13 protein-coding genes are annotated in these 13,932 nt (G+C 40.5%); 2 read left to right on the forward strand and 11 right to left on the reverse strand.

The window, feature by feature from the left end; all coding sequences use genetic code 11:
* Positions 1 to 88: 88 nt before the first annotated feature.
* From GQY27_RS00780 to GQY27_RS00805, 7 genes are all read right to left on the reverse strand, one after another.
* A complete protein-coding gene (locus GQY27_RS00780) occupies positions 89 to 517 on the reverse strand; it encodes a MarR family winged helix-turn-helix transcriptional regulator (RefSeq protein WP_160031611.1) in 429 nt (142 codons plus the stop codon).
* 244 nt (positions 518 to 761) lie between these two features.
* Positions 762 to 3,101, reverse strand: a complete 2,340-nt coding sequence (gene gshAB, locus GQY27_RS00785) for a bifunctional glutamate--cysteine ligase GshA/glutathione synthetase GshB (RefSeq protein ID WP_160031612.1) — start codon at positions 3,099 to 3,101, stop codon at positions 762 to 764.
* 21 nt (positions 3,102 to 3,122) lie between these two features.
* Positions 3,123 to 4,466 (reverse strand): MATE family efflux transporter, encoded by a 1,344-nt coding sequence (locus GQY27_RS00790; protein WP_160031613.1) that lies wholly within the window; start codon positions 4,464 to 4,466, stop codon positions 3,123 to 3,125.
* Between the two features lie 218 nt (positions 4,467 to 4,684).
* Complete coding sequence (locus GQY27_RS00795; protein ID WP_160031614.1) at positions 4,685 to 5,197, reverse strand: hypothetical protein; 513 nt, start codon at positions 5,195 to 5,197, stop codon at positions 4,685 to 4,687.
* Between the two features lie 21 nt (positions 5,198 to 5,218).
* Positions 5,219 to 5,353 carry a hypothetical protein gene (locus tag GQY27_RS21875; protein ID WP_268893002.1) on the reverse strand — a complete coding sequence of 45 codons (135 nt, stop codon included), beginning with the start codon at positions 5,351 to 5,353 and terminating at the stop codon, positions 5,219 to 5,221.
* Positions 5,354 to 5,576: 223 nt separating this feature from the next.
* Entirely contained in the window at positions 5,577 to 6,869 is a 1,293-nt protein-coding gene (locus tag GQY27_RS00800; protein ID WP_160031615.1) for a UDP-glucose dehydrogenase family protein, read from the reverse strand.
* The gene (locus tag GQY27_RS00805) at positions 6,866 to 7,855 is read right to left on the reverse strand and encodes a sugar phosphate nucleotidyltransferase (protein ID WP_160031616.1); all 990 of its coding nucleotides are present in this window, start codon (positions 7,853 to 7,855) and stop codon (positions 6,866 to 6,868) included. The genes GQY27_RS00800 and GQY27_RS00805 overlap by 4 nt, the downstream gene beginning before the upstream one ends.
* Before the next feature lie 203 nt (positions 7,856 to 8,058).
* Here GQY27_RS00805 and GQY27_RS00810 point away from each other — a divergent pair, with 203 nt between their 5' ends.
* Both GQY27_RS00810 and GQY27_RS00815 read left to right on the forward strand, forming a co-directional pair.
* Positions 8,059 to 9,078: a glycosyltransferase gene (locus GQY27_RS00810; RefSeq protein WP_160031617.1), complete on the forward strand. Its 1,020-nt coding sequence runs from the start codon at positions 8,059 to 8,061 to the stop codon at positions 9,076 to 9,078.
* A gap of 1 nt (position 9,079) precedes the next feature.
* The gene (locus tag GQY27_RS00815; protein WP_160031618.1) at positions 9,080 to 9,823 is read left to right on the forward strand and encodes a glycosyltransferase family 2 protein; all 744 of its coding nucleotides are present in this window, start codon (positions 9,080 to 9,082) and stop codon (positions 9,821 to 9,823) included.
* A gap of 125 nt (positions 9,824 to 9,948) precedes the next feature.
* On the opposite strand, the gene GQY27_RS00820 is transcribed toward GQY27_RS00815, so the two are convergent.
* From GQY27_RS00820 to GQY27_RS00835, 4 genes are all read right to left on the reverse strand, one after another.
* Positions 9,949 to 10,449: a PIG-L family deacetylase gene (locus GQY27_RS00820; protein ID WP_160031619.1), complete on the reverse strand. Its 501-nt coding sequence runs from the start codon at positions 10,447 to 10,449 to the stop codon at positions 9,949 to 9,951.
* A gap of 20 nt (positions 10,450 to 10,469) precedes the next feature.
* Positions 10,470 to 11,540, reverse strand: a complete 1,071-nt coding sequence (locus tag GQY27_RS00825; protein ID WP_160031620.1) for a glycosyltransferase — start codon at positions 11,538 to 11,540, stop codon at positions 10,470 to 10,472.
* Positions 11,541 to 11,796: 256 nt separating this feature from the next.
* Complete coding sequence (locus tag GQY27_RS00830) at positions 11,797 to 12,933, reverse strand: glycoside hydrolase family 88/105 protein (RefSeq protein WP_160031621.1); 1,137 nt, start codon at positions 12,931 to 12,933, stop codon at positions 11,797 to 11,799.
* A 121-nt stretch (positions 12,934 to 13,054) separates the two neighbouring features.
* Entirely contained in the window at positions 13,055 to 13,864 is an 810-nt protein-coding gene (locus tag GQY27_RS00835) for a phytanoyl-CoA dioxygenase family protein (protein WP_160031622.1), read from the reverse strand.
* Between the last annotated feature and the right edge of the window lie 68 nt (positions 13,865 to 13,932).

Genomic DNA, 13,932 nt, shown 5'->3' on the forward strand with positions numbered 1-13,932 from the left:
ATGGCGAGTAAGTTTCATTATACAACTTCGTATTATTAAATCAATCACTAAAATTATCCAGCGGTGATGTTTGCTAATTTTATGTAGTTTATTTATTCCATCTTTTGAAATCTCGATTTAAGCGAGTCAAATTAGCTTCTAAGGTTTTTAATTCTTCATGAGTCCAATCTTGAAGCACCTTCTCATATACTTCATATCTGGCGCGCTGAACTCTTTGTAAAACTTCTTTACCTTCCTCCGTGATTTCCAAAAGGCTGATTCGTCCGTTATGAGGGTCAGGAAACCGCTGAATGAAATGTTTTACTTCTAACGTGGCGACTTGTCTGCTTGCCGTGGAAAGACTAAGTTGTAATTTCTCAGCAAGGATATTCATCGCGAGCGGACTATCATGATCCAGTTCGCTAAGCAGAAGATACTCAGAACGATCAAGCACTCCCAGGCGAGGCTTATAAGCGGTTGTAAGACGTACTAGCAATGCGATCTCGTGCTCAATAGTTTGAAGCGGGTCTTGTTTCATGGTTTATCCCTCATTTATAAGCATATAGTTATGATGATATTCTTTCTCTCATCATTCGTTATCGTTATTGTGTCATATTCAAACTAAGGGTACAAGATTAAGCTTCGTTTATTCCCCCTCCAAGTATACTTATTCCTGCAAGATAACATGAATCTTCTTTATAAGTTGCTTCCTTGGAGGGGACATTTCTACCTGTTCATCTCTATATTTAAATTAATCTTATCATTATCTAATCCCAAATCGGTTAATCCTTATTAAACAGCAGATCCAGCACTTTTTCATTCGCCTTTCGGTTCTTTCCTTGATAAGGGTAACAGTGAATATGAATCGCAGGATTAAAGTTAATTTCGATAACGCTGTAATTCGATTCTGTCGCTTGGACATGAACGTCATCAATCATCATATCTACTCCACAGATGGTTGCACCAGCAGCCTTCGCCGCTTGAATCGCAACCTGCATATAGCTACCATCTACCTCATCCGTATAATCAATGCTGTCTCCACCTGTACTGATATTTGAGTTTTCTCTTAAATAGATGACTTCCCCTTCAGCAGGGATATCGTTCCACGCTTTATTATGATTCTTCAGAAACATCTCTTCTGAATCTCCCAGCTGAATCTTCTCCAAAGGTGTCTTGTACCCTCTTCCTCGAAGCGGGTCTTTATTCTTTTCATGAACCAATTCCTGAATGGTATGAACACCATCCCCCATGACATTGGCAGGAACCCGGTGCAGTACCCCTATAACCTCATCTCCCATCACGAGAAATCGATATTCTTTTCCTGTCATGAATTCTTCCAGCAGAACAGTTCGGTCATGCGTAAAAGCGATCTCGAAAGCTTTATCCATGTCTTCTCTAGCATATTCTTCGTTAAAAATCGTAATACCCAGTCCAAAGTTGGTCGATTTCGGTTTAATTACAATTGGTTTCCCTCGGTACAGATCATACGATTGCTTAGCTTCTTCTAAACTGTGAAACACTTCACCGGACGGAACGCGTATGCCATGCTGAGATAGTACAGCTTTAGTAACGACCTTATTTTCCATAATCAAGACGGTGCTATACGAATCTAACGATGTCTTTGTCGCTTGCTTCACGTATTCCTTATGATTTCCTTTGGTTAACACAACAAAGTTTTCTTCTCGGTCTAGTATTTCAAATGTTATTCCGCGTTTTACCGCTGATTTTAGAAGAAGCTGAGTAGATAGCTCCAGATCCTCATATCCGGAAAAACGATATCCTGTTAGCATGCTTTGCTTGGCGTATTCTTTCGCTTTCTCGAGGTGGTACGTTAGGTACGAAGATTTTTGAATTTCGGACTTTACAATTGAAGCAGCACTGAGTTCTGGGTGCCTAATCTTTCGTTTCGCATTCTCGAGAATTTGCACATACTTTTCTTTCTTAGGGAACAGTAGAGCCACCATCTCTTCCATTTCTTCGATGCAAGTGAGCGCAGTCTCTTTCATCGACTTTTTGCTGTTATCTTTGTCGTGTAAATGACCGGTCATCCCGTTTGTAATTAACTGATCATGATTCAAATCAGCGATCCTTTGATCCTGCTCGCTAAACGGCTCGTCCTTCTTCAGCAGCATAAAGAGTAAGAACATATGAACAAGTCTTAAGGTATCAATGCTGATTCCATTCTTATGCAGCGGGTTTAAATCAATGAATCGCAGTTCCAAATAAGCGACTCCATCTTCTAGCAGTTCTTGCAGTGGATCTATGCCTTTTACGGTTTTTATACGAACCGGGCTATAAAACTCTTTTACACTCAGTAACTCATCTTTCTGAATTAATTCTTTTAAATCATGGACATAATCTTTAGCAGAATCATAGGAAACCCTCACCGGTTTTGGATTACGATAGCCGCATGAACTGTTTCGCAGTGAGTTCATATTCGGAAAATAATAGCTCTCGTTATCATCGGAATGTCCTGTTGCTACACAAATATCCATATAAGTTCGATCGAACACAGGGCTTGCTCCCGTTAAATAGATCAGCATCCAGCGATACCGAAGCATGTTCCGTGCTACTTTAAAATAAATCGCATCTTTGAATAATTTGTATTCTTCGCTGCCGCCTTCGATGTGGTGCAATTTGCGAAGAACACGTTCTTCAAACGAGAAGTTATAATGAATTCCGCTGAGCAGCTGGCGCTTTCTCCCATATTTATCCGCTAGCTCATGACGATATCCATCAGCAATCGGATCGTTCATTTGTGCGATGGGAATTTCATTTTCTTTGGGCAGCATTGGGGGATTGCTGCTCGGCCACAGATACTCTCCCTTCTCCATTAATTCGTGAGATATGATATCTTGCAGCGCTTCTAGAAAATGAAAAGCTTCCTCTATCGATTCAAAAGTAGGAGTTATCATTTCCATTTGACTCTCCGAAAAATCCGTTTGAATATAAGGATGCTCGAGTTTATTCCCAAACACTTCCGGATGAGGAGTTAAGGCAAGCTTTCCTTCTTGATTTACCCTTACATTTTCTTTTTCCAGTCCAAATTTACCTTGGAGCAGCTCTTCTTCTATTGCATGTTCCTTTAATCGTTGGATGAATTTATGATCTAGTAATCTCATGAATGAACCTTCCTTCTTGTTTTAGATCACCGTTTGTGGAACCGTCATTTTGCGTAAAGATCTTCTAAACCAATAGACGAGAACCAGACCTTTAAACACACTGCTTAGTGCAATTGCCATCCATATCCCATTCAAACCGAAAGGTTCCGATAAAATGATAGCAAGCGGTATTCTTAGTGCAGTAAATGTGATGCTAAATAGCGGCGGGATATGTGTCTTCCCTATTCCATTAAATGCACCCACTGTCATTAGTTCAAGACACATGAACAACTGAGAATAGCCTAAGATTCGCATATAATCCGTTCCAAGAGCGAGACTCTTCGCATCGGATAAGAATAAAGAAAACAGTTGCTCTGGGAATAGGACAAAAATAAGAGAAATAACAATTCCGAATACAGAAGTCAACGAGAGCGCTTTGGCATAACCCTCATGGATACGATCCATCCGCCGAGCTCCATAATTTTGTCCGAAAAAGGCCGCGATCGCACCTTGCAGACCTCCAATGGTCATATAAGAGATCGATTCAATTTGAATTCCTACTTTTTGAACGGCAATGGCCTCTGCTCCAAAACGTACGATTAATTTGGCAATAATAATTGAAATTATCGTAAAAGTAACGCGTTGGATCGTGATCGGCACCCCCATGCGGATGACTTCTTTTAAAAGCTTGGTATTCCATGCTAGTGCAATGGTAACCAAGTTAGAGTGACGTGTCTGGAGAATAAATAACAAGGTCACAACGATATTCGCTGTTAGTGTCGCAATCGCAGCACCTACCACACCCCATCCTTCAAAATTTCCAAAACCAAAGATGAGGAATGGATCCAAGGCAATATTTAAAATAAGTCCGATCGTATAAATTCGAAATGGTTGTTTACTGTTCCCCATCGCATTCAAGATCGTAGCGTATAACGTATTCAGTATGGAAAAGACCGTCCCTAAAATAGAAATGAGTAGAAACTGTTTTGCCATTCGTTCCACTTCACTACTTCCAAGATCAAAGAAACCAATCAGCTGATCCTGAGCAAGAAAGACAAAAATCATATACAGTACACTTAACAAAACAGACATCACAAATCCATTTTTCACATATGCTTTAGCTTTGTCTTCCTGACCCGCTCCCATACAATGAGATACTTTAATCCCCGTACCAATCGTTATCAAAGTAGACAAAGCAATGGCTAAATTGATAAAAAAGCTGGCTGTACCAATGGCCGCAACCGCGCCGCTGCCAAGTCTTCCAACCCAGATCATATCGACAAGCCCATACGTTGTTGAGATGAAATTCGTCGCAACAATGGGAAGTGCTAATTTCATTAAAGTCGGCATAATCGGGCCTTGCGTTAAATCGTTTGTACCTTTCATTCTTATGTATCTCCTTCCTCCAATTATAAAAACCGATCACAAGGATCGGCATAGCAAAACGATATCAATTCTTCTCGCTGAAGTGAGAGTTACGAAGATCGTTACGTCCTCTCTATGACAGCATAGGAGATGAACATATAATTACATGTTTATATTACGAATTGCATAATCAAGAATAACACAAGAAAAAAGCTTCTTCAATTGAAGAAGCTGATCTGCTAATCAGTCAGATTAGCACCAATCATAAGACCCGTATCTCCGGGATCTTGCAAAGATATTTCCGAGATCGCCCAATATTCAGGGTCACCTGCTTTCACAATAGTGAGGACTGCTTTCCCATAATCTATAATCCCATCTGCAGGTACGACCAGTGGATAGGAAAATGAAATTTGCACTTTATCTGCTGACAAGGCTTTTGTATCCATCTTCGTTACCGTTCCCATATGCGGGCTCGATCCGCCTGTAACCCAGGAATGATCTTCAAATTCTTGTTTGGTTTTTTTCTGTAATTCCGAAGTCATCACTGCATACTGAGTTGGACCACTTCGACGCTGAACTCCGCGAATCCATGTATTTGCTGCTTCTTCCGGTGTTGTTGCAGCAAGCCCGTTCATCAGACCATCTACTTGTCTAGCTAAATGAGTTGCTTCTGGAAGGGTAATATAAATACCGTGGTCTTTGTATGCCACGTCTCCTTTAAACAGCTGCACCATGGTGCGTAACGAAATCATTGCCGTACCTTTTTCGATTTTTTATTTTCCATAGGAATATGCATATTCTTCATTGTTAATATAAATCTGCGGCAAGGATGTCATAGCGACAGCAGAACCGGATATCAATACAAAAGCAGAACACGTCACCATCAAGACCTTGAATCGTTTTTTCATGTCGCATCAATCTCCTGGTATAAATTTGTAATATATACATGGTAACATGGTAATTTCTATGAAAGTTACATTCAGATGACATTTAGTTTACATGTCTTACAGAAAAAAGCCGCCAAATTGGCAGCTAGTATAATAAGCGCTTGTCCCTATTAGAACGTCACTTTTTCCTATAAGAACATCATTAATAGAATGTACTTACTCCTGTGATCGCTATTTTTGTCTTCTACTTATAACCAATGCCTTCATAGTAGTAACCGAATGACTTCATGGTCTTTGCATCAAGCATATTCCGTCCATCAAAAAGGTTAGGCTGCTTCATTTGCTGATGCATTGATTTCCAGTCCAGCTCTTGGAACATGGTCCATTCCGTACATATGAATACGGCATCTGCCTCTTTAAATACATCTTCAACCTTAGAAGCAATGGTTAGGTGGTCATGTGTGAAAGCGGCGGGTAGTTTTGCGATCGGGTCATATAGATGGACGGTGGCTTGTTGGCCGAGTAAGTCCTGAATCAAACGAAGGGACGGAGCTTCACGGATGTCGTCTGTGTCAGGTTTAAATGCTAAACCTAGCACAGCTACTTTTTTGCCTGCAAAATCTCCCAGTCTATTCTTCGCTTTATCAAGCATGTATAGATATTGGCTTTTATTTACGTTGACCACTTGTTCTAATATCTGCAGTTTCATCCCGTTCTCTTCTGCTGTTTGCTGTAACGCAGATACATCCTTAGGAAAACAGGACCCTCCATATCCGATTCCGGCCTGCAAGAATCTTGACCCAATTCTAAGATCGAGACCCATCCCTTTAGCTACCTCTCTGATATCTACATCTAGTCGTTCACTTAATCTGGAAAGTTCATTCATATAAGAAATTTTGGTGGCAAGGAATGCATTGGATGCATATTTAATGAGTTCGGCCGTGCGCGGGGTCGTTTGGATGATTTCACAAGTCATAGATGAATACAGCTGCTGAAGTAATTTCGCTGCTCGGTCACTTTTTGTTCCAATAATAATACGGTCAGGATGTAATGAATCTTCTAATGCTTTTCCCTCACGTAAAAATTCAGGATTAGACGCGACATCATAAGGGTGTGCATTCCTATTCGATTCTGAGATCCATTCCGTAACTTTTTCCTGTGTTCCTACGGGAACTGTACTTTTATTTACGACAAGTTTATAGCCATTCATATGATAAGCGACATCTTCTGCTACCTGTTTCACATAGGATAGATCTGCACTACCGTCCGGACGTGAAGGGGTACCCACACAAATAAATATGACGTCACTTTTTTCGATGGCTTCTTTCTTATTCGAAGTGAATTGAAGTTGACCTGAATGATTATGTTTTATAAGCAGTTCCTTTAAGCCAGGTTCATGAAAATATAGGATGCCATTTTGCAGTTGATCTAATTTCTGCTGATCTGTGTCAAGCCCTGTAACCTTCCATCCCATTTCGGCAAATACCAAAGCTGTTGTTGTTCCCACATACCCTGTGCCAATCACAAGTATATTCATCCCTCATCTTCTCCTTTTTGTTCGATCCCGACCCAAGTAGAACCTGAGCCAACCACCATTTCCCGGAGGAGGTGTCCTATTTTCTCTAGATGAACATGGCTGAGGAGGATACTATCCTGTATAGAGCAGCCATTGATTGTCGAATTCTCTCCAATTGATACATGAGGACCTATCACCGCATCTTCTATAACACAGTTCTGTTCAATAGAGACAGGTCCAAAAATCGTACTGTTTTTTACAATAACCGAAGGATGAATATAGCTTTCATACAGCATTTCTTTGAGCATTTTTCGGTTGGCTGTAATCCATCTTTCTACGGTTCCTACATCAATACTCGATATTTCTGTCTTTTGATAAGCGACGGGATACCCTTCCTGAATCAGCCACTGGATCGCATCCGTGATCTCGTATTCCCCTCTAGCGGATGGCTTGATTGTTTCGGCGGCCTTAAAGATGGACGATGAAAAAGCATAGGCTCCCAGCACAGCAAGATTGGATTTAGGCTTTTGCGGTTTTTCTTCCAGTCTTACAATTTTTGAGCCAGTCACCTCGGCAATTCCATAATCTTGAGGATGATCCACCTCAGCTAACAATAAAGCAGCATCATTTTTCTCAATATCCACTTGATCTTTGAGTATTTGGAGTGAAGTAGAGATTAGATTATCTCCTAGCAGCAATATGAATGATTCCTCACCAATAAAATTCTTCGCCTGCAAGATTGCATTTGCAATCCCGGCGGGCTTTCGTTGATAGATATACGTAATTCTAATATTTTGTTCGTCTATCTTTTGCACACTCTCTGTGATACTAGATTCCTGAGAAGGATGGATCACGATCCCAATCTCGGTTATGTTTTGATCGATTAATTTATCAATGCATCCGTGAAGCAATGGGACGTTCGCTACGGGAATCAATGTTTTGGGATAAGAAACGGTGAATGGATATAGCCGGGTCCCTTTCCCTGCACATAGAATTAGTCCTTTCAAAGGATCGCACACCCCTTTCCTTTTATTGCATTCCCAATATTCTATGAAAAATAAATAGCTTTGGATTGGATTCACGTACCTTATAGAAGAAAGAGACAATTAGTTAATAGGTTCTAAAAAGGCCCATTCCTTCTCTTTGCGATCGGCATAGACTGTGGAGTAGCAAGGCTTAGCTTCGGCTAGTTTAAAGGAGGCACATTGTTTTGAAAATTATTCAAGTATCCACAAATTCACTTCCCGTTCCACCTATCGATTACGGCGGTACGCAGCGAGATGTGTATTATCTTACAGAGGAACTAGTTAATCGCGGTCATGAAGTGATTCTCTTTGCAAAAAAAGGATCGAACACTCGTGCGACCAAAACGTTTGAATATCCGTCAGATAGTAAAGAAGAACAACTCGCTTTTATCATTAAAAACACTCCTTCTGATGTAGATATCATTCATGACCACTACGGCATCGTAGCTAAGTCTAATCCTCCTATTCCCACGATCCGTAATTCACATTCTAAAAGTGCGGCAGGAAGCCAAATCCCTGTATTTGTCAGCAAAAAAATAAGAGACATCAACAAAAAAGGCTATTATGTTCATAATGGAATTCGTCTAAGTGACTACCCTTATAAAAAGAAGAAAAAAGGTTACTTACTCTTTATTGGCAGAATGATGAGCGGAAAAGGAGTCCATCTTGCCGTTGAGGTCGCCCAGAAAACAGGCAAAGAGCTCATTATTGCAGGGACCTTTAATAACAACCCAAATTATGTAGCTTATTTTAATGAACAAATTAAACCGCACTTAAATGACAAGATCCGGTTTATCGGTCCTGTTGGCGGTGATCAGAAAATGAAACTGTTATCCGAAGCAAGCTGTGTCCTATTCACTTCGACTTGGAATGAACCATTTGGTCTAGTTCTTATTGAAGCACTGGCTTGCGGTACCCCTGTGCTTGCGTTCAAAGCGGGAGCCATTCCTGAAGTGCTTCATGGCTTACCACAGTTGCTCTGCAATAATGTGAATGAGATGTCACGCAAAGTGAAGAGCGGTAAATCGTATCCATCACCAAAAGCATGCCGCTTGTATGTTAAAAAATATTATTCAGATAAAGTAATGACAGATAACTTTCTTAAACTCTATAAAAAAGTCATTAAAAAGAAAAAATATAAAGTCACGAAAAATTCCACGTGGAATAAAAGAAAAGCGATTATAGATAAGGAGTTGAACAGATAATATGGCTTCTATCATCGCTTGCACCATGAGACCTGAATTCATGGATAACATTTTCTCAAATTATGAACGGCAGGAGTGGCATAATAAGGAGCTAATCATTATTTTGAATAACGACAGTATGAGTCTTAAAACATGGAAGAGAAAAGCAAAAGATTATGATAATGTGAGAGTTTATAAGTTGCCCGAGCGTTACACCTTAGGAAAATGTCTGAATTGGGCAATTAAAAGAGCTAAGGGCACTTTTATCGCCAAATTCGATGATGATGATTACTATGGTCCCCATTATTTAAAGGAATCTCTCCTCGCCTTGAAGGCAAAAAAAGCGCCGATCGTTGGTAAACATTCCACTTATGTGTACTTCGAAGAAAAGAAAGCACTCATGGAATACCGCAAAGGAAAAGAACACATGCTCGGAAGAAGACTGAAAGGCGGAACCTTGTTCTTTCGAAAAAACGTATGGAAAAAAATTAAGTTTCCGGAGGATACGATCGGAGGATCTGACGCGAAATGGTTGAAAAAGTGTTACAACGCAGGGTACAAGATCTATTATGTCTCAAGTAAGAACTATGTCTGTGTTCGCCGAAAAAACATACAATCTCATACGCAAAAAAGAGACACCAAGCAGTATATGAAATCTTGTGATCTTGTCGCCTACACGGATGATTTTGTAAACTTCGCAACTGCTAATATTCCTGATGATTATGAGGAGCATGCAAAGAATCCTTTTCCATATGAATCCTATTAACTTTTCATCTGTCAGAGATTAAAGCAAACCACCTAATGGCGAGCAGCGGGCTGTCTGAGAACTCCGTAGAGGGGATAATCTCACAGCCCTTTTCGCCATGATATTTTAAAAAAGGAACTTCCTTTTTATTTGTATTTTCGTACATTCTCGTATTCAATATATTTTCTCAGCCAATCAATATCCTGGCTTTTATATCGTTTTAGGAGCGTGTATTTTCTTTTTAATACTCCTTTGGCCAATTTTTGCTTTGAACGTTTGAATATATAGAGTTTATCCGGTGCGATCTCTTTCACAATCTCATGCAGCGCTTTATGCTGCGAATGACCGTACTCCCCTCCTTTACTATGGGTGACGATCATGTTAATTTCAGGATTTTGTTTAAGCACATTCTCTATATCTCTCTTTAATGACTTCCGGTTGAAATCTCCTCCCCATTTATCCTTGTAGTCCCACATCTCATATTCAGCTCCAATGTCTTTCATTACTTTTCTGAACTCTTTGGAACGAACTTTGTTTCTACCATTTGTTACACAAATGACCTTCCATCCCTTTTCAGCTAAAAGAAAAGCTCCTCCAAAGATAATCTCGTCATCCGGATGAGCGACAATCATAAGTTTGTTTACCATATAGCACACCCCCGGCTTCGTTAGATCATCTTGTGGTATACAGCGAGTAACTTATCTGTAATACCCGATATATGAAACTTATTTTTAACAAACTCTCGCCCTGCGTTTCCCCATACGGCAGATGTTTTTTTCGAACGAAGTGCAATCCCGATTAAACGCTCAATTCTATTCGTATCGACCGTTTGTTTCGCTCTGTGATCGCCAAAATAATACTTCCAAGCCACATTATAGTTTTCTGGCTTCACAATACCAAAGACCCCTTTGCTGCCAATCGCAATTACGGGACGTTTACAGGACATGGCTTCAAGAGCCACTCTTCCTGTGCCTATTACTACATCACTGATGGAGAATAATGAGACCGTGTCTAGTCGCTCTCCTAATATGTGAATACGCTGAGCGTGTTTTTTTGCAGCTAGTTTTTTAACACTATTTAGATCAGGACCCCCGCCGACAACCACCACATGTACGTCCTCATCTTTATCCATAAAACGCTGAGCCGCTCGAATAAAATCTTTACAGACGTCTCCTTTTTCATCTTCTAAACGACTGACATATAAAAGCACCTTCGATTTTCGGGGGATGCCAAGCTGTTTGAGCAGTTCTCTATTTTTGCTATATATAAATTGTTCTGTATTAATCCCATTTGGGATTACAATAGAGGAGATATTTTTTTCTTCCAGCCATTTTTTCACGGGAAAACTGACACTAATTACCGCCTTATGCTCGTCACATTTCTTGAGGACTCTAGTAATCAAGGAGCGCGGATAATAGGTTCCGTGAATGGTGAATACAAAAGGAATTTTCAGTTTCTTACTGAGTTGACTGCCGAGTAATCCTGTCGTTTCGTGATGAGCATTGATCATGTTAATCTTATGTTTCACAATCCATCTCTCAAACTTCGCCTGATTACGAATACTCGTAAAAGTAGGACAGCCGATCGCTTTAAACTTTGACAGTAGACTCCCTGGTTTACCTGCTACATAGACAGCAATCTTTCGTTTTGACATTTCTTCTACGACAGCGGATACATAGGTCTCTGTTCCACCTACCTCGAACTTATCTATAATCATGAGTAAACGTAATGCTTCCATCGTTCTCCCTCCACTGTCTCAAAATCTATTTTATATACTATGGAAGGAAGCGAGTTTCCGTTACGGAAATACGTCTATATTCACTAGAATAGTTAATAGACATGATGCTCATCATTTTTTTATATGTAAGGATCGTCTAGGCTGCTTGCCGCCTGATATTAGTAGAATTCTAGAATGCAAAAAAAGCCGTCACATTCGACGACTTCTTGCGGTAGAATTATTCTATGATCTATTTAAACTTCTGATTAAACACTTCTTAGAGTGCGGACCGGTTTAGATTCTCATATTCAGTACTTGCCTGCAAAAATGCTCCCAGTCCTTTTTGATCATTCGTAATGATCGGTTCACTGATATAGTAAGCATAAGTTCCATCTCGGCGGGTACTGCCGCCAAGTCCTGCAACCTGACAATTTTTATTCAGGTTTACCCAGCCTTCTTTTGTCTCCAGAATAAATTCAGCAATAAGACCAGCATATGCTTGATCTACTACCTCTAACCATTCCGAAGAGAGCAAATTCAGACGAAGTCCTTTCGCTATGGCGTACACAATCATACTTGAAGCGGAAGCTTCCAAGTAGTTTCCTTTGCGTGAGACTTCATTCACGACTTGATACCATACTCCCGTATGTGGATCTTGCACCTTACGAAGAGCAGTTAGTGTGTCGTTTAAGATTCGAATAAGTTCCCCCCGATCTTGGTGATTTGCTGGCAAAAGTTCCAGGACATCTACTAAAGCCATCACATACCATCCAAGTGACCTTCCCCAAAAATTCGATGACAAACCCGTTACCGGATCTGCCCACGGCTGTTCCCGTTTCTCGTCCCAAGCATGGAATAAGAGTCCCGTCTGCTCGTCTTTGGTATGTCGTTCACAAATAATAAATTGACGGGTTACATCTTCGATATCCCCATCTGGTTCAAAATTCAGTAAGTACTCTAAGTAAAAAGGTGCCCCCATATAAAGCCCATCCAGCCAGATCTGATGAGGGTATATTTGTTTATGCCAAAAAGCGCCTTCCGAAGTGCGCGGATGACTGCGAAGCTGATCACGAACAAGAGTAGCAGCCTGTTTATATTTTTCCTCACCTGTCTCACTGTATAGTACAAATAGAAGCTTACCATTGTTTATATGATCGATATTATATTCTTCCTGGCGATATCCTCGGATCGTACCATCATCTTGGATAAAGTGGTCCATATTGTCCCGAATATACTGAAAATAAGAAGCCTCACCAGTAACTTTCCAAAGCTTCGCAAACCCTTTTAATATTACACCGTAATCATACGACCATTTTCCATTATAACCTTCACCCGCATACAGCTTAGGTGTTCGTTCCATAATGGAACCAGCCACCTTTGTTGCCCACTTATACTCTGATTGAATCAGGACCATTCTACCCCCGCCTATCCACTATAATTATACATAAAAGGCAATAAACTTGATCGTATTATAGCGTTTACATTCGGTAATTGATATACAACTTTCCGTCTTAACCTATTTATAATGCACTTAATTAATGAGGATAAACATTATCGAACTCTACACCGCAAGGTCCCCCATTCGGATTTATCTCAAGATCAATGACAGAACCGTCTGCGCGATACAGAGGACGATAATGATGACTGATATGAGTAGCGGATGCACCCACATAGTGGCATATAAAAGCGCGGCGGAATTGATCTTTTGTTTTGTTCCGGTACGAACCGTGAATGAGATTTCCATTAAAAAACAATACATCTCCACGATCCATAATTGCAGGTATAGCTGATGTATCCTTTGGAGGTTTCACATAGTGCGTCGTAAAAGACTCTTTGGAGTCGGCCACTTCCGGACATACGATGTCATGCTCGCTAGTTTGAGGGACTACAAGCAGTCCACCATTCTCAAGCGTAGCAGGATCAATGGCAGTCCAAGCTGCTATACAGTTGCCAGGCTCTACCTGCAAATAAAAATTATCTTGATGCAGTGCCTGACCTCGGGAGCCGGGTGGCTTATAATAGAACATACTTTGTGCAGCCAGCACTTCTTCACCATAGAGATCTTCAAGCACTTCAAGTACTGGTTTATGCAGCATGTAGGATTTGGCCGTTTCATTGAAACGATGTGGATGCATGACCCTTGGGTAACGTTTTAGAGGATCTTCCGAAGCAGCCTCCAAGTCAGGCTCGAAATAACCCGGAATAGTTACCTTACTGATCTCATCAAATGTATTATCAATCCGGCATAGATCTTCTTCACTGAACAGCCCTTTTACGATGATATACCCTTCCTTTTGAAACAGATTCCACTGATCGGGGGATAGCGTTCTCAACCCTTTGTCCATGGTTATTCATCTCCTTATTAAAAATATTTCATCGGTTGACAACAGCTTACATGAATCCATAATAGATA

Source organism: Paenibacillus sp. An7 (assembly GCF_009870785.1).
Classification (GTDB): Bacteria; Bacillota; Bacilli; order Paenibacillales; family Paenibacillaceae; genus Paenibacillus.

Bases quoted from the DNA above. Each gene is read 5' to 3' on its own strand.
- GQY27_RS00780 (WP_160031611.1), bottom strand. From the start codon at position 517: ATGAAACAAGACCCGCTTCAAACTATTGAGCACGAGATCGCATTGCTA.
- gshAB (WP_160031612.1), bottom strand. From the start codon at position 3,101: ATGAGATTACTAGATCATAAATTCATCCAACGATTAAAGGAACATGCA.
- GQY27_RS00790 (WP_160031613.1), bottom strand. From the start codon at position 4,466: ATGAAAGGTACAAACGATTTAACGCAAGGCCCGATTATGCCGACTTTA.
- GQY27_RS00795 (WP_160031614.1), bottom strand. From the start codon at position 5,197: ATGATTTCGTTACGCACCATGGTGCAGCTGTTTAAAGGAGACGTGGCA.
- GQY27_RS21875 (WP_268893002.1), bottom strand. From the start codon at position 5,353: ATGAAAAAACGATTCAAGGTCTTGATGGTGACGTGTTCTGCTTTTGTA.
- GQY27_RS00800 (WP_160031615.1), bottom strand. From the start codon at position 6,869: ATGAATATACTTGTGATTGGCACAGGGTATGTGGGAACAACAACAGCT.
- GQY27_RS00815 (WP_160031618.1), top strand. From the start codon at position 9,080: ATGGCTTCTATCATCGCTTGCACCATGAGACCTGAATTCATGGATAAC.
- GQY27_RS00820 (WP_160031619.1), bottom strand. From the start codon at position 10,449: ATGGTAAACAAACTTATGATTGTCGCTCATCCGGATGACGAGATTATC.
- GQY27_RS00825 (WP_160031620.1), bottom strand. From the start codon at position 11,540: ATGGAAGCATTACGTTTACTCATGATTATAGATAAGTTCGAGGTAGGT.
- GQY27_RS00830 (WP_160031621.1), bottom strand. From the start codon at position 12,933: ATGGTCCTGATTCAATCAGAGTATAAGTGGGCAACAAAGGTGGCTGGT.
- GQY27_RS00835 (WP_160031622.1), bottom strand. From the start codon at position 13,864: ATGGACAAAGGGTTGAGAACGCTATCCCCCGATCAGTGGAATCTGTTT.